The organism is Terrabacter tumescens (assembly GCF_014646815.1).
Classification (GTDB): Bacteria; Actinomycetota; Actinomycetes; order Actinomycetales; family Dermatophilaceae; genus Terrabacter; species Terrabacter tumescens.
On sequence record NZ_BMNZ01000003.1, the window covers coordinates 239,687 to 255,698 of the forward strand.

The following is a 16,012-nucleotide window of genomic DNA, read 5'->3' on the forward strand; positions in this document are numbered from 1 at the left end:
CGCGTCCGCCCACTACGCCCGAGACTGCAGATGACGCCCGAGGAGGTGCGAGGTGACCGACCTGCCCCGCAAGGCCGTCGTGCGTTCGGCCAAGCTCGCCTCGGTGCCGCTCGGCTTCGCCGGGCGCACCGCCCTCGGTCTCGGCAAGCGCCTCGGCGGCCGGCCGGCCGAGATGGTCGCCGCCGAGCTGCAGGCCCGCACCGCGCAGCAGCTCTTCCAGGTGCTCGGTGAGCTCAAGGGCGGCGCGATGAAGTTCGGGCAGGCCCTGTCGATCTTCGAGGCAGCCCTGCCGGAGGACCTCGCCGTCCACTACCGCGCGACGCTGACCAAGCTGCAGGACAGCGCCCCGCCGATGCCGACGAGCTCGGTGCACGGCGTGCTCCGCGCCGACCTCGGCACGAGGTGGCGCAGCAAGTTCACCTCGTTCGACGACCACCCGGTGGCATCGGCCTCGATCGGCCAGGTGCACCGCGCCGTCTGGAAGGACGGCCGCGACGTCGCGGTGAAGATCCAGTACCCCGGCGCCGGCGCCGCGCTCATGAGCGACATCCGCCAGATCAGCCGGGTCGCCAAGGTCGCGGCAGGCTGGGTGCCCGGCATCGAGCTCGGCCCGATCCTCGACGAGCTGCGCGACCGGATGGCCGAGGAGCTCGACTACCGCCTCGAGGCCGAGTCACAGGCGACCTTCGCCGCAGCGTTCGAGGACGACCCCGACTTCGCCGTGCCGCGCGTCGTGGAGGGCCGCGAGCACGTCATCGTGTCCGAGTGGCTCGACGGGCTGCCGCTCTCGCGGATCATCGCCGAGGGGACGCAGGAGCAGCGAGATACCGCCTCACAGCTCTACCTGCGCTTCCTCCTCGCCGGTCCGGCCCGCGCCGGGCTGCTCCACGCCGACCCGCACCCCGGCAACTTCCGGATCACCCCCGACGGGCGCCTCGGCGTCATCGACTTCGGCGCCGTCAACCGGCTCCCCGACGGAATGCCGCCCGAGATCGGGCCCTTGTTGACCACCGGGCTCGAGGGCAGCGCCGAGGACGTGCTCGAGGGACTGCGCGAGATCGGCTTCGTCAAGGAGCGCATCGAGCTCGACCCGCAGCGCCTGCTCGACTACCTCGAGCCGTTCATGGCGCCGTTCCGCACCGACACGTTCACCTTCAGCAGGGACTGGCTGCGAGGCGTCTTCGCCCACATCAACGACCCCCGGCAGCCCAACTACGCCGTCGCGTACAAGCTCAACCTCCCGCCGGAGTACCTCCTGATCCACCGCGTGTGGGGTGGGGGCATCGGCGTGCTCAGCCAGCTCGGGGGCACGGTCCACGGCCGGGCCATCGTCGACGAGCTGCTTCCCGGTGCGGAGCTCCCGCCGGTCGACTCGAACGACTGACCGACCGACCTTCCGCCTGTCTCGCCGGAGGGGGCCGGAGGGGGCCGGACCCGTCACCACCAGGCGGGGTCGAGCTTGCCCTCGATCGAGCGGAGGTTCTCGCGGCTGCACCGCTCGCACGTCCAGGTCGTGCGACCACCCTCGGAGCCTCGACTCCACGTGAGCCGGGCCGCAGCCTGCTCCTCGACCGGTGGGGTCGCCCCGCAGCTGGAGCAGACGAGCTGCTGCTCGTGGGGCGACACGTCTGTAGGAGTGTCCATGGGCGTCTCCCTTCTCCTGCATCGAGTATCCGCCTCGGGCCGGACGGGGCGTGGCGCCACGCGGTCGGGCGCGCGGCCGGGTCAGGCCCGGAGCGTCCGGCCCCGGACATGAGGAACCGCGGGTGACGTGCGCGTCACCCGCGGCTCGCTCACTCGATTCAGTTGTCCTGCAGCGCGCCTCGTGGCGCGGTCGATCACTTCTCTTTGTGGCGTCGACTGGCGCGGATCTCCAGTGCGATCAGCCGGGCGCTGCGGCGGACGCCGCGGCGCTCGTGGCGCTGACTGTGCTGGTTGATGCGCTCGCGAGCCAGCATCTCGAGCTGGTTCATGACGATCTCCTGGTCTGTGAAAAAGGTTGGTGTTGTTGGCCGTTGGCGTCTGGGTCATGCGTGGTCACGCGTGCTCAGGCAGCCACGGGGTGCTTGCGCGGCCGGCCCCGGGGCCGCTTGCGAGCCACGATGGCGCCCTGGACGAGCAGCTGCCCGCCCCAGACCCCCCACGGCTCCTGGCGCTCGAGGGCGCCGGCGAGGCACTGGACGCGTGCGGGGCAGAGCCCGCAGAGCGTCTTGGCGAACTCGACGTCCTCGGGTCGCTCGGCGAACCAGAGCTCCGCGTCGTAGTCGCGGCACGGAATGGTCTCGCCGACCTGCTCCGCCTCGGTCCTCATGTCGATCAACTCGCTCAGCTGCATCGTTCTCACCTCCGTCTCCGGAGCGCCTGTGCGGGGGCGCTCCTGCTCACTCGTGTCTGGTTTGGCTCGAAGACCGGCACCGGTGGTGCGCGTCTCGGTCCTGCTGCTCGGCATCCGGGGAGTCATGTGTGTCCCTGATCTGTCAGGCACCCGGTGGGGTGCTCATCTGGCGGTGTCGGTGGTGCGGTGTGGAGCGGCATTCGACCGGGAGACTTCCCCGGAGAAACACGAAGGCCGCGGACCCGGTGATGTCGGGTTCGCGGCCTGGAGGTGAGGCTTCGGGTCTGGTCAGACCGGGGGCCTCCCAGAACGGGAGCGAACGACATCGATGGTCTTGCAGGAGGGGGCGAACGTGAGGTCGGCGACCGAGACGTCTCCCTGGATCGGGGCGCGGAAGTCAGCGACGCGGCTGCCCATGAGGGCGGCGATGGACACAGTGGTCCCCTGCTCCGGAGCGCGCGTGGCCGCCAGGCGGACATCGCCGGTGGTCGGCCGCAGACGCACGGAAAGGACGCAGGAGACTGCGTGCATCGTCATCGTGGTGTTGTCCATCAGGCCGACCTCCTCACTTCTGCTCACGGGCCCCAGCTGGCCACCGAGACCACTGGGCTTGACTTCGTCAAGGGTACGCGTGCGCCTCGCGGGCGAACAACTGATTTAACGAAGTTTTCGGAACTTATTTTTGCGGATGCGCCCTATTCGGCGGATTCCTTTGCGGCAGAACGGCTTTCGATGAGTTCTTCCGGGTCTGCGCCGCCGAGGATCGCCAGGATGTCGCTGCCGTACTGCTCGAGCTTGCGGGCCCCCACGCCGCTGATGACCGACAGAGCGCCCTCGTCGGAGGGCGAGCTCTCGGCGATCGCGGTCAGCGTCGCGTCGGTGAAGACGACGAAGGCCGGGACGCTCGCCTCGCGCGCGACGGCCAGCCGCCACGTGCGCAGCCGCTCGAAGGTCGCCTCGTCGTAGGTGGGACGACAGTCGTCGCAGCGGCCGGTCTTGCGCTGGGCCGCGGAGACCAGCTCGGCGCCGCAGCCGCGGCAGTGGGCGAGACGGGCCACCTTGGGAGCGGAGCGCTTGGACCCGCCGGAGCGGGCCTCGCTGCGAGCGCCTTGCCCGAGGATGTCGGCCGCCGGCGCCAGGAAGCGCGAGACCCTCCGGGTGGCACGCGCCCCCGGGGTGCGGGCGCCGGACCACGACAGGAACAGCTGCTTGCGGGCGCGGGTCAGCCCGACGTAGAGCAGCCGCCGCTCCTCCTCGATGGCATCGGGACCCTCCGCCATCGAGATCGGCATGAGGCCGTCGGATGCCCCGACGAGGAAGACGGTGTCCCACTCGAGGCCCTTGGCCGCGTGCAGGCTGGCCAGTGTCACTCCCTGCACGGCAGGAGCGTGCTGCTCGGCGGCGCGCCGCTCGAGCTCGGCGACGAGCTCGGGCAACCGCGCCTCCGGGGCGGCGGACGCCATGTCGTCGGCGAGGGTGGCGAGGGCGGTCAGCGACTCCCACCGCTCCCTCGTCGCGCCCCCACCCGTCGGCGGCTCGTGCGACCAGCCGGCACCGGTGATGACGTCGCGGGTGATCTCACCCAAGGGCTTCTCACCGTCATCGCTGCGCGCTGCGCCGCGCAGGAGCAGGACGGCGTCACGGACCTCCTTGCGCGCGAAGAACCGGTCGCCGCCGCGCACGAGGTAGGGCACGCCAGCGTCGGTGAGGGCCGACTCGAAGGCCTCGGACTGGGCGTTGGTGCGGAAGAGGATGGCGATCTCGGCGGCCTGGTGGCCGCCGGCCACGAGGGCGCGGATGCGCTCGGCGACGGCCGCAGCCTCGGCCGGGTCGTCGGGGTAGCTCGTCAGCTCGGGAGCGGGGCCGGGCTCGGACTGCGCCAGCAGGCGCACGGCGCCGTCGCGCGCGGCCTGGGTGCCGGAGGCGACGATGGTGTTGGCGAGGCCGACGATCTGCGGCGTCGAGCGGTAGTTGCGCACGAGTCGCACGACCTGCGCGCCGGGGAAGCGCTGGGGGAAGCCGACGAGGTGTCGGGGGCTGGCGCCGGTGAAGGAGTAGATCGTCTGGGCGGGGTCGCCGACGACGCAGAGGTCCTTGCGCTCCCCCAGCCACTGGTCGAGCAGCCGCTGCTGGAGGTCGTTGACGTCCTGGTACTCGTCGACGACGAACTGGCGGTACTGCCCGCGCACGGTGCGGGCGATGTCCTCGCGCTCGTCGAGGATCCCGACCGTGAGGAGCAGGACGTCCTCGAAGTCGATGACCCCGCGACGCTGCTTGACGTCCTCGTAGGCCTCGAAGAGCCGTGCCATCGCGGTGAGGTCGAGACCCGGGGGCTCACGACGCTGCTCACGGGCGCGGGCGGCATACGACTGCGGCGTCAGCAGGTTGACCTTGGCCCACTCGATCTCGGCGGCGAGGTCGCGCACCGTCGTGCGGTCGAACTGCATGCGCAGCCGGCTGGCGGCCTCCGCGACGGCCGGCGCCTTGTAGCTCATCACCTCGGGAGCGGCGCCCCCGATCGCCTGCGGCCAGAAGAAGTGCAGCTGGCGCAGGGCCGCTGCGTGGAAGGTGCGGGCCTGCACGCCCTGCACGCCGAGCCCGCGCAGGCGCGAGCGCATCTCCCCGGCCGCGCGGGCCGTGAACGTCAGCGCCAGCACGCGCTGCGGCTGCTGCGCACCCGAGTGGACGGCATACGCGATGCGGTGGGTGATGGCACGCGTCTTGCCGGTGCCGGCGCCCGCGAGGATGCACAGCGGCCCCGGCGGGGCCATCGCGACCTCGCGCTGCTCGGGGTCGAGCCCGTCGAGGATCTGGTCGGCGGAGGGTGCGGAGGGGACTGCGCTCAGGAGTGATCACCCTTCGATGTGGCCAGCACGCTCGCGGCGTGGTCCGGCACGTAGTTCTGCTCGTGCTGCGGCGGGCGCTCGTAGCCGCGCGGGGCGGGGCGCTTGGGGATCGGGGGCACGTCGGGGTCGACCTCGGCGTGCGGGATGGAGCTGAGCAGGTGGTGCATGACGTTGACCCGCGAGCGTCGCTTGTCCTCGGACTCGACGACGTGCCACGGCGCGTGCTCGGTGCTCGTCTCGGCCATCATGATGTCCTTGGCCTCGGAGTAGTCCTCCCAGCGGGTGATCGACTCGAGGTCCATCGGCGAGAGCTTCCACTGGCGCATGGGGTCCTTGGCACGCGAGCGGAAACGGCGCTCCTGCTCGACGTCGGAGACGCTGAACCAGTACTTGCGCAGGATGATGCCGTCGTCGACGAGCATCTGCTCGAAGACCGGCGCCTGCTGGAGGAAGCGGGCGTACTGCTCGTCGGTGCAGAAGCCCATGACGCGCTCGACGCCGGCGCGGTTGTACCAGGACCGGTCGAAGAGCACGATCTCGCCGGCCGCGGGCAGGTGGGCGATGTAGCGCTGGAAGTACCACTGCGACTTCTCGCGGTCGGTCGGGGCCGGCAGCGCCGCGATGCGGGCGACGCGTGGGCTGAGGTACTCGGTGATCCGCTTGATGGCCGAGCCCTTGCCGGCGGCGTCGCGTCCCTCGAAGACGACGACCACGCGCTGGCCGGTGGCCCGCACCCACTCCTGGAACGCGACGAGCTCGGCCTGCAGGCGACGGACCTCGGTCTCGTAGACGTGGAGGTCCATCTTCCGGGGTCGTTTTGCACCTCGCTTGGCCATGGGGTCATCCTTGCACCGAGGGGCGACGTCCGTGGCGGCCGTCCCCACCGACGAGCTGATGACGAGGAACTCCATGCCCGAGGCCACGCAGGTCACCCAGGTCACGCCCGAGGCGGGCTCGATCACGATGTTCACGACGACGTGGTGCGGCTACTGCACGCGCCTCAAGGGCCAGCTGACCCGCGAGGGCGTGCCGTTCACCGAGATCGACCTCGAGGCCAACCCCGAGCACGTCGACTTCGTCGAGCACGTCAACGGTGGCAACCGCACGGTCCCGACGGTCGTCTTCCCCGACGGTTCCGCCGCGACCAACCCCTCGCTCGCCGAGGTGCGCTCCCGCCTCGCCGGCTGAGGACCGCCGCTCGACGGCCGACGGCCTCGTCAGAGAGCGCGGGCCGTTCCGGGCCTCATGGAGTCGCCAGGCTCGATGACGGACTCGACCGTCTGGCCGAGCCAGTGCTCGATGATCCGCTTGGCTATCGAGATGCCGCTCGGCGTGCGGATCGCGCCGCTGCGGAGCAGGTCGCGGTACTCCTCACGGCTCACCCAACGCGCCTCGGCCATCTCGACGGGGTCGATTGTCAGCTCCGTCTGCCGGGTCGTCGCCTCGAAGCCGATCATGACGGACGAAGGGAACGGCCACGGCTGGTTGCCGAGGTAGCGCGCGCCGTCGACCGCGACCCCGACCTCCTCGGCGACCTCGCGCGCGACCGCGGCCTCGAACGACTCCCCGGGCTCGACGAAGCCGGCGAGCACCGAGAAGCGCCCCTCGGGCCAGTGCGCGCCGCGACCGAGCAGGAGTCGGCCGTCCGGGTCGACGACCGACATGATGACGGCCGGGTCGGTCCGCGGGTAGTGCTCGCTGCCCTCGCGCTCGCAACGACGCACCCAGCCGGCCTGGGTGGGCTGGGTCGGGGCGCCGCAACGCGGGCAGAAGCGGTGGGTGCCGTGCCAGTTGGCGAGCGCCAGAGCCGTCGTGAAGACGCCCGCGTCGCGCGTCGCGAGGGCCTCGCCGGCCTGACGCAGGGTGAGCCAGCCGTCGTCGGCCGGGTCGGGGCCGTCCCCGCCGGGCTCCGGGTCGTCCCACTGCGTCACGACGCCGACGTATGCCGTCCCCTCGCCGTCGCGTCCGAGGTGCAGCCCCAGCCGGGTGTGGTCCTCGGGCTCGGGCGCTCGCAGCACGAGATGGAGCACGTCGTCGTCGGCCGCCGCTACCCGCATCCGGTCACCGCGCACCTCGGCCACCCGGGTGCGCGGGTCGTCGAGCAGCTCGGTGAGGACCTCGGGGCGACGGCGCTCGAGCGCCACGCGGTCGAGCGAGCTGCGTGAGAGTGCGAGGTCGGGCAGGGTCGTGTCGGTCGGTGCCACAGGGCCACCCTAGGGTGGCCTGCTCGGCCCGCCCCACCGGTGTCGAGCCTCTGCGCGAACCCCTCCCTCCGGGCGTCGCCTCCCACGATCGACACGCCGGGCGACCTACGGTGGTGTCGTGACTCGAAGCCCTCTCTTCCTCGCCGCCCTGGCGAGCTCGGCCGTGCCGGGCCTCGACCCGGTGGCGGTGGAGGGCGTGTCCGGCGAGCCCGGCGACCTCTTCGAGATCGCCTACGTGCAGGACGGCCAGGACCGTCGGTGGGTCGTCAAGGCCCCGTGCACCCCGGCGGCCGGCGCCATGCTCGACGACATCTCCTCGCTCTCCGGTCTGCTCGCTCGCCGCCTCGACGTGGCGATGCCGATGGTGCGCGGCTTCGCACCCGTGCCGGAGGGTCGCGCAGCCGTCTACCTGCGGGTCCCCGGTCGTCCGCTCGACTTCGCCGGGCTCGAGCCCGGCGCCCTGAGCGCCGAGGTCGGCCGCACGCTCGCCCACATCCACAACGTCGAGCACCTGCTCTTCGAGGAGGCCGGGCGCCCGACCTACGACGCCGAGGCCCACCGCCGACGTCAGCTCTCCGAGCTCGACCGCGCAGCCGCCACCGGGCACGTGCCCACTGGTCTGCTGACGCGCTGGGAGCACGCGCTCGAGGACGTGTCGCTGTGGCGTTTCGCCCCGACCCCGGTGCACGGGACGTTCACCGGGCAGAACGTGCTGGCCTCCTTCGACGACGATGACGACTCGTCGTCCGGACACGTCCGCGGCGTCCTGGCGTGGGAGGAGAGCCGGGTCGCCGACCCGGCCGACGACTTCGCCGAGCTCGCCAGCACCGCCCCGCCAGCGACCCTGGATGCGGTCCTCGAGGCGTATGCCGCATCGCGCATCGAGCGCCCCGACGGCCACCTCGTGCGCCGGGCCCGGCTCGCCGCCGAGATGGCGCCACTGCGCCGGCTGCTCCACGCGCTCGCCGCAGGACAGCTCGACGTCGTCGAGCGCACCGCCGACGAGCTGCGTTCGCTCGACGAGCAGGTGGAGGCCGACGACCGCCGGCACGCCGCCGAGGACGCCGAACGCACCGAGCGCACCCGCCGGGCCAGGGAGCGTGCGGTCGCGGCGCTCGACCCCGACGACCCCGAGCAGCCCGAGCGCCCCGACCGACCCGAGCCCGAGTGGGACGCGACGCAGCCGCACGTGCCCTTTCCGATGCTCGGCGAGACCCAGGCCATCTCGATGACGTCCGTCCTCGACGATGGCCAGACGTATGCCGCCCCCTCGGGCGAGCCGGCCGCCGCGCCGTCCAGCCCCGCCCACGTCGCACCATCGACCCCGGCACAGGGCTTCGGAGTCGGCCAGGCGGATGACTGGGCCGGGACTGCAGACGACACGTCGCAAGGCACGGACCCGGTCGAGAACCCGGTCCAGCAGGCGTTCGAGAACCCGGTCCAGCAGCCGGTCCAGAACCCGGTCGAGAACCCGGTCCAGCAGCCGGTCGAGGAGTCACAGCCGGTGCCCGTCGTCGCGGTCGACTCCGACGCGTCGCCGTTCGAGATCGACGAGGTCGAGGCGCTGCCCGAGCAGGCCGACGGGGTGCTCGACCTGCACGAGGGAGCCTCGGACTTCATCCCCGTCACCGGCCACGGCCACCAGCACCACGAACGCGCCTGACCGACCCCGCGGCCCTCAACCACTCGAGTGGCCCCGCCGCCCCGCCGGCCCCACCCTCCTTCACTCGAGTGGGCCTCGCGACCCCACCCGCCCCATGGCTCCCGGCCGAGCGGCCGGAGGGTTGTGACGACGGGGCCACTCGACTGGTGGGGTGTGACGGGGCCACTCGACGGGGAGTGTCGGAGCCGGGCCGGGCTAGTCGGGCAGGGTGCGCAGCAGGTCGGCCAGGACGCGCTCGCCCGGCAGGTCGGGGCGCACCGTGACGCCCTCCCCCGCGTAGTAGAACGCCGCGTCGACGCGCGACGGGTCGACGCCGCGCAGGCGGGCGAACGCGACGGCATACGCCCCGAGCTGCAGGGCGCGGACGGAGGCGTCGCGTCCTGTCGGCCGGGCACCGGTCTTCCAGTCGACGACCGTCCAGCCACCGTCGTCGCGGGGGAAGACGGCATCAACCCGGCCACGCACGGCGATACCGTCGATGATCGTCTCGATCGACAGCTCGATCTCCTCGGGGATGCGGTCGGCCCACTCGCTGGCGAGGAAGCGCTCCTTCATGGCGTCGAGGTCGCCGTCGTCAGCCGCCCCCTCGTCGGCGCTGCCGGGCAGGTCGAGCAGGTCGACGAAGGCGGCGCGTGAGTAGTGCTCCTCGATCCACGCGTGGAACGCGGTGCCCTGCCGGGCCGCAACGGCCGGCGGGCTCGGCATGGGGCGGCGCAGCGACATCGCGAAGGTTTCGGCGTCGCGGGCCAGCGACACGACGGCCGACGCCGACAGGTGACGTGGGACGTCGACCACGGGCTCGCCTCGCGACCGGCGCGCGGCCTGCTCCGCGAGCAGGATGCGCAGGTCGTTGACCCGTGAATCACCTTGCGGCACAGTCGGGCCCGCCTCAACCAGAGCCGCTATGCGGCGATGGGCGTCGAGCAGTCCGGCGCGACGTGCACCCATGGGGTCGTGGGGCCACAGCTGCGAGATCGGCACGGCGAGGTGCGGGTTGGTGGGTGCGCTGGCCTTGCCCTTGTCGTCGACGATGGGCTCGGGCGCGGCGACCCAGGTCGTGCGCACGACGGCTGAGGGCAGCGTGTCCTCGACCTCCGTCATGAACCGCGACGGGACCGACATCGTCTTCTTCGCGGCACCCCAGAGATGCGTCGTCAGCAGCATCGAGGAACGCGCTCGGGTCAGGGCGACGTAGGCCAGCCGGCGCTCCTCGGCGACGGCGTGGTGCCCGCCATCGAGGACGAACGCGTCGATGGCCGCGCTGAGCGCCTTGCGGTCCGGGACGCCCCGCCAGTCGAGGTGCGGCAGTCCGGCACGGTCACCACGCAGGTCGTAGGGCAGCGAGTCGAGCCCGATGAGCCAGCCCTTGTCCTTGACGTCGCCGGAGCAGGCGTAGGCCGTGGGGTCGCTGTCGGGGACCGGCGCCACGGCCGTCGCGCCGTGGGCGGGAAAGACTCCCTCGACGAGGGTGGGGACGGCGACGACGTCCCACTCGAGCCCCTTGGCGGCGTGGACGGTGAGGACCTGGACGGCGTCCGCGTCGGACTCGGTGTGCCCCGCGTCGAGACCGCGCTCCTGGTCCCGTGCGGCGTCGAGCCAGCTGAGGAAGCCCGAGAGCGTGGGACGGTCGGCGGTCGTGGCGTAGCGCGCGGCGACGTCGGCGAAGGCGTCGAGGTGCACGCGGGCGGTCGAGGCGGTGTGCTCGGGTCGGGAGAGCACCTCGATGTCGAGTCCGATGGCGATCTCGGCCTCGGCGACGAGGTCGACGAGCGGCAGGGCCGTGAGCCGGCGCAGCCGACGGACGACCTCACTGAGGCCGTGCAGGCGGGCCAGGGCTTCGTCGCCGATGTGCGCGCCGTCGCGCGCGGTCCAGCCCGGGCGGGGCAGGTCGTCGAGGGCCTCGACGAGGGTGGCCGTGTCGGCGCTGTCGGCAGCGAGGTCGGAGCCCCGACGGTCGGTGGCCGCGGCGTCCCCGATCTCCGGCGCCTCGGGCGTCCCGGGCGTTCCGGGCGTTCCGGGCGTCCCGGGCGTCCCGGGTGTTGCAGTCGTCCCGGAGGTCTGAGCCGCCTCCGGCGCGTCCGGACCGTGAGCGGGTGTGCCGAGTGTGCCGGGTGGGGCGGCGCGGGAGGTGCGGGAGTGCAGCTCCCGCGCCCATGCCCAGAGGCCCGCGAGGTCGGCGGCACCCAGCCGCACCACGGGCCCCGTGAGCAGTCGCATCAGCTGGTCGCCGCGGGTCGGGTCCTGCACGACCCAGAGGGCGGCGACGAGGTCGCTGACCTCGGGGGTCACGAGCAGACCGCCGAGGCCGACGACCTCCACGGGGAGCGCGCGTCGGCGCAGTGCCTCGAGCACGACGGGGAAGGTCGAGCGTCGACGGCAGAGCACGGCTGCGCTGCGTCCGGTGCGTCGACCACTGGGGCTGAACCAGTGCGACGCGATCCACTCGGCGACGTGCTCGGCCTCCTCCTCGGCGGTCTCGAGCCGGGCCACCTCGATGGATCCGGGGCCCGCGCCAGGTCGGGGCCGGAGCGGCTGCACGTGCTCCGTGGCGAGCGGCGCTGCGACGGCGTTGGCCGCGTCGAGGATGAGGGCGTCGTTGCGCCAGCTCGTCGACAGCGGCAGGACGTCGGCCGGGCCGGCGTCGCTCGCGAACTCCGAGGGGAATCGCAGCAGCGTCGTGGCACTGGCGCCGCGCCAGCCGTAGATGGACTGGTTGGGGTCGCCCACTGCGGTGAGCGCGACGCCGGGGTGGTGGAAGAGCGAGCGCAGCAGCTCGAGCTGGGCCTCGGAGGTGTCCTGGAACTCGTCGAGCAGCACGGCACGGAAGCGCTCCCGCTCGATCTGCCCGACCGCCTCGACCGAGCGGGTCAGGCGTGCCGCGATGGCCATCTGGTCGGCGAAGTCGAGCGACTCGCGCTCGCGCTTGAGCGCGAGGAACGCCTCGACGATGGGCAGGACGGTGCGCCGCTCGCGCAGCACCGTGATCGCGTCGCGAGCGGCCGTGAGCGAGCCGCGCCCGTCGCCGTCGGGCAGCGCGTCGAGCCGGGCGAGCACGAGGTCGAGGTGCTCCATGACCTCTGCCGGGGTGCGCACGTGCTCGGCCATCTCGCCGGCGAGCGCCATGACGGCCTGGATGACGGTGGCCTCGCTCTTGACGACGTCGTCCATGGGACCGTCCCACCGCGACACCGCCTCGGCGGCCAGCTGCCAGGCACCGGCCTCGGTGAGGATGCGGAACTCCGGCTCGATGCCCACCCGGAGCGCGTGCTCGCGGACGAGGCGACCGGCATACGCGTGGTAGGTGGAGACGGTGGGCGTGCCGCCGAGCACCTCGGCGCCCGCGCCGTCGTCGGCGGGTGGCGTCCAGATGCCGGCGCGCTCGAGCCCGCGCAGTCGCTTGGCGATGCGCTGCGAGAGCTCGGCCGCGGCCTTGCGGGTGAAGGTGAGGCCGAGCACCTGGTCGGGGTCGACGAGACCGTTGGCGACGAGCCAGACGACGCGCGCGGCCATCGTCTCGGTCTTGCCCGAACCAGCGCCGGCGACCACGAGCAGCGGTCGGGCGCCCGCCTCGATGACGGCTGCCTGCTCAGCCGTGGGCGGTGGCATCTCGAGGGCTGTCGCGATGTCGAGCGCACCGTGCTGCACGCCCTCGCCGCGGCTGGTGGCCGGCGTGGCCTCGACGGTCGTCACAGGGCATCGCCCTCCGGCTGGACGGGGCACGACGAGCGGACCGGACACGTCTCGCACGCCTTGCCCTGGGCGGCCCGGAACTCGGCCGAGCCCATGCCCTCGGCGGTCTCCTCGACGAGCGCGCGCGCCCACGACGGGTCGTCGCTGCTCGTGAGCGGCGGCTGCGGCAGCACGCTCGGCTTGAGCCCGGACAGGCCGCCCTTGCCGATGAAGACGAGCGCCGCTCCGGCGCTGCGCGACCCGAGGGCGGGGAAGCCGCCCTCCTCGACCGCGACCTGGTAGGCCCCGAGCTGGCCGTGCTCGGCGAGCTCGGCCTTGGTCGGCTTGGACTTGCCGGTCTTGAGGTCGACGATGCGCAGGCGCCCCTGGGTGTCGCGCTCGATGCGGTCGACGCGCCCGGCCACGACGGCCCTGCCGACCTCGACCCGGAAGTCGGTCTCGATGCCGACGCGCTCCCAGTCGCGTTCGGCGCCGTCGCGGTAGGACACGAACCGGGCCACCATGTCGTGCGCCTCCTGGTGGGTGCGGTCGGTGACCCACCCGGGCTTGAGCCCGAGCCGCCCCCAGCGTGCGTCGACCTCGTCCACGAGCTCGGCCCGCGGGGCATCGGGCAGCTCGGCGACGATGTCGTGCACGAACGTCCCGACCGATGCGGCACCGAGGGACACGCCCTCGCCGCCGACCGAGGTGAGGAACCAGCGCAGCCCGCACTCGGCGAAGTAGGTGACCTTCGACGGCGACACGGGGACGGGCTCGTCGGGGCGACGCACGGGTCGCTCGCTCGTGACCGACCGCAGCGCCCACCACGACGCGGGGTCGGCGCCGCGCACGCCCTCCCGGGCCGCCGCGGCGAGCAGGTTGAGCGCCGGCTCCGCCACGCCCACGTCGGGGCTCACGGCCTCGCGGCGCAGCTCGCCGACGAGACCGGGCAGCGTCATGGTGCGCGCCACCTCGGAGTGCGGACGCACCTCGTCCGCGAGGCGCGTCGTCGCCGGCGGGTCGACGAGGTCGAGGTAGACGGATGGCTGCTCGTCCTCGTTGCCGACGGCGGTGACGAGCAGGCGCTCGGTGGCCCGGGTGACGGCCACGAGGAAGAGGCGCGTCTCGTCGTAGCGGACGGCGGCCTGGGCGGCGCGGAAGCCCGACGGCCGCTGGGCGACGACGTCGACGAGGTCCTCGGAGCCGAGGACCGAGCCGCGCAGGCGCAGGTCGGGCCAGACCCCCTCCTGCACCCCGGCGACGACGACCATGCGCCACTGCCGCCCGGCAGCGCTCTGCGGGGTCAGCAGGGCGACCCGACCGCCCGACTGCCCGCCGACGAGCAGGGTGTCGCCCGGCACGTCCTGCCCTTGGATGTGCTCGAGGAACTTGTCGGGACCAGCTGTGGGCAGCCGGTCCACGAAGGCGCCCGCGGCGTCGAAGAGCGCGAGCACGGCGTCGAGGTCACGGTCGGCCCGCTCCCCCGAGGTGCCCCCGGACAGCGCCTGCCGGCGCCACCCGTCGGCGACCCCTGCGCCCTCCCAGATCGCCCACAGCACCGACTCGGCGGTGACGCCACGGGCCCAGCGGCCGTCGTCGCCGACGCGGGCGGCGGCAGCGCCGGCGGCCAGGGCGGTCGCGATGCGCTCGGCAGGTCGCGCCGTCGACCCGAGCAGCCGGGCCCGCGGCGCCGACTGCAGCAGCTCGGCCAGCAGCTCGTCGCTGGATCTCCCACCGCCGGAGGCGAGCTCGTCCTGCCGCAACGTGCGACGCAGGCGGCGCAGGCCCACCGTGTCGGAGCCGCCCACGGGCGACAGGACGAGGTCGGCGGCCCGCACCGGGTCGATGGCATGCGTCTCGCCGCGATGCTCGGCCCGGGCGATCTCGATGCTCTCCTCGAGCAGGTGCAGCAGCGGGCGCACGGCGCTCTCGTCGCGAACCGGGGTCTCTGCGCTCCCGGCCTCGACCGGCACCCCGGCCTGTCCCAGCAGACGGCGCATCGTGTCGGCCCGCGCGGACCCGCGGACGACGACGGCCATGTCGGTCCACGGCACGCCTTCGACGAGGTGGGCGCGGCGCAGCAGCGCTGCGACGTGGGCCGTCTCCTGCGCGGCCGAACGGAGCAGCGCGACCTCGACGGCACCTCGCGAGGGGTCGTGGGTGGCAGGCGTCATCCGACGCTGCTCACCGCCACCGAGCGCGCCGATGCGTCGGGACACGCGGTCGGCGACACCGGCCATCGCCTCGCCGAGACGGTAGGTGCGGTCGAGGACCACCGTCTCGCTCGCGCCGTCGTCGACGTCGTCGAGCAGGTCGAACAGGCCTCCGACGAAGCGCGGGTCGCGCCCGGGGCCGGCGAGGTCGGTCCATCCGTCGGCGAGGAAGCGCGGGTCGGCGCCGCGGAAGGTCTGGACCGCACAGTCGGGATCGCCGACGAGCGCCACGCGCGGGCCGCCGGGCCGGGCGACGACGCGCAGCAGCCGCGCGGCCGCCGAGGTGAGCTCCTGGGCGTCGTCGACGACGACGAGGCGGATGCGCTCGTGGAGCCGGTCCAGGGCGGACGGGTCGTCATCGAGCAGCTCTGCGACGGCTGTCAGCACCCAGGCGGGGTCGTAGGAGCCGTGCCGGCTGAACGAGGTGACCTGGTCGTACTCGCGCAGGACGGCGGCGGCAGCCACCCACTCGGGCCGGTCGTGCTCGGCGGCGAGGGCGGCCAGGTCGTCAGGACCCAGGCCGTGCTCGACCGCACGCATGAGCAGGTCGCGCAGCTCGTTGCGGAAGCCGCGGGTCGTCAGGGCCTCGCGCAGCTGCTCCGGCCAGGCGGGTCCGGCCACCTCGCCCGAGGCGTGCCCTGCGAGGAGGTCGCGCAGGATGACGTCCTGCTCAGGGCCGTTGAGCAGCCGTGGCGGTGGGTCGCCCCGCAGCGCGGCCTCGGCGCGCAGCACGCCGAACCCGAAGGCCTGCCACGTGCGGGCGAGCGACTCCGTCGACGTGCCGCCGAGGCGCGCAGTGACCTGCTGGCGCAGCCCCGCGGCCGCGCTCCGGCTCGACGTGATGACGAGGCACGAGTCGGCGCGCAGCCCCTGCCGCTGCACCGCGTCGACGACGAGCTCGACGGCGAGGGTCGACTTGCCGGTGCCCGGGCCGCCGAGGACCCGGAGCACGCGAGCGCTCGAGTCGAGCGCGGCCTGCTGCCGCTCGCCGAGCCGCACCTGCGCCGGGGCGGGGGCTGGAGCTCGACGGAGGATGACCACCGGAGGATTCCATCACGCCCGACCGACACTGCGCGCGACCC

12 protein-coding genes are annotated in these 16,012 nt (G+C 73.3%); 3 read left to right on the forward strand and 9 right to left on the reverse strand.

Annotated elements, in window-relative coordinates:
• Positions 1-52 precede the first annotated feature (52 nt).
• A complete protein-coding gene (locus tag IEY30_RS08490) occupies positions 53-1,384 on the forward strand; it encodes an ABC1 kinase family protein (RefSeq protein WP_030194638.1) in 1,332 nt (443 codons plus the stop codon).
• Positions 1,385-1,437: 53 nt separating this feature from the next.
• Here IEY30_RS08490 and IEY30_RS08495 read toward each other — a convergent pair whose 3' ends face one another.
• The 6 genes from IEY30_RS08495 to ppk2 all read right to left on the reverse strand — a co-directional run bounded on the left by IEY30_RS08495 (position 1,438) and on the right by ppk2 (position 6,017).
• Entirely contained in the window at positions 1,438-1,644 is a 207-nt protein-coding gene (locus IEY30_RS08495) for a hypothetical protein (protein WP_030194636.1), read from the reverse strand.
• A gap of 194 nt (positions 1,645-1,838) precedes the next feature.
• Complete coding sequence (locus IEY30_RS22125; protein ID WP_268240970.1) at positions 1,839-1,973, reverse strand: hypothetical protein; 135 nt, start codon at positions 1,971-1,973, stop codon at positions 1,839-1,841.
• 74 nt (positions 1,974-2,047) lie between these two features.
• On the reverse strand, positions 2,048-2,335 hold the full coding sequence (locus tag IEY30_RS08500; protein WP_020143058.1) for a WhiB family transcriptional regulator: 288 nt from the start codon (positions 2,333-2,335) through the stop codon (positions 2,048-2,050).
• Between the two features lie 288 nt (positions 2,336-2,623).
• Positions 2,624-2,887 carry a hypothetical protein gene (locus IEY30_RS08505; RefSeq protein WP_156035120.1) on the reverse strand — a complete coding sequence of 88 codons (264 nt, stop codon included), beginning with the start codon at positions 2,885-2,887 and terminating at the stop codon, positions 2,624-2,626.
• A gap of 143 nt (positions 2,888-3,030) precedes the next feature.
• Positions 3,031-5,181 (reverse strand): ATP-dependent DNA helicase UvrD2, encoded by a 2,151-nt coding sequence (locus IEY30_RS08510; RefSeq protein ID WP_030194632.1) that lies wholly within the window; start codon positions 5,179-5,181, stop codon positions 3,031-3,033.
• Positions 5,178-6,017 carry a polyphosphate kinase 2 gene (gene ppk2 / locus IEY30_RS08515; RefSeq protein WP_030194630.1) on the reverse strand — a complete coding sequence of 280 codons (840 nt, stop codon included), beginning with the start codon at positions 6,015-6,017 and terminating at the stop codon, positions 5,178-5,180. The genes IEY30_RS08510 and ppk2 overlap by 4 nt, the downstream gene beginning before the upstream one ends.
• A gap of 73 nt (positions 6,018-6,090) precedes the next feature.
• Between ppk2 and IEY30_RS08520 the strand changes: the two genes are divergently transcribed.
• Entirely contained in the window at positions 6,091-6,369 is a 279-nt protein-coding gene (locus IEY30_RS08520; RefSeq protein ID WP_030194628.1) for a mycoredoxin, read from the forward strand.
• Positions 6,370-6,398: 29 nt separating this feature from the next.
• Here IEY30_RS08520 and nudC read toward each other — a convergent pair whose 3' ends face one another.
• On the reverse strand, positions 6,399-7,385 hold the full coding sequence (nudC, locus tag IEY30_RS08525; RefSeq protein WP_043416101.1) for an NAD(+) diphosphatase: 987 nt from the start codon (positions 7,383-7,385) through the stop codon (positions 6,399-6,401).
• Between the two features lie 118 nt (positions 7,386-7,503).
• Here nudC and IEY30_RS08530 point away from each other — a divergent pair, with 118 nt between their 5' ends.
• Positions 7,504-9,048, forward strand: coding sequence for a phosphotransferase (locus IEY30_RS08530; RefSeq protein ID WP_030194624.1), 1,545 nt, complete (start codon positions 7,504-7,506; stop codon positions 9,046-9,048).
• Positions 9,049-9,243: 195 nt separating this feature from the next.
• Here the strand turns inward: IEY30_RS08530 and IEY30_RS08535 are convergent, their stop codons facing one another.
• Both IEY30_RS08535 and IEY30_RS08540 read right to left on the reverse strand, forming a co-directional pair.
• Entirely contained in the window at positions 9,244-12,738 is a 3,495-nt protein-coding gene (locus IEY30_RS08535) for an ATP-dependent helicase (protein ID WP_030194616.1), read from the reverse strand.
• On the reverse strand, positions 12,735-15,971 hold the full coding sequence (locus IEY30_RS08540; RefSeq protein WP_030194613.1) for an ATP-dependent helicase: 3,237 nt from the start codon (positions 15,969-15,971) through the stop codon (positions 12,735-12,737). Before IEY30_RS08540 ends, IEY30_RS08535 begins: the two co-directional genes overlap by 4 nt.
• Positions 15,972-16,012: the final 41 nt, after the last annotated feature.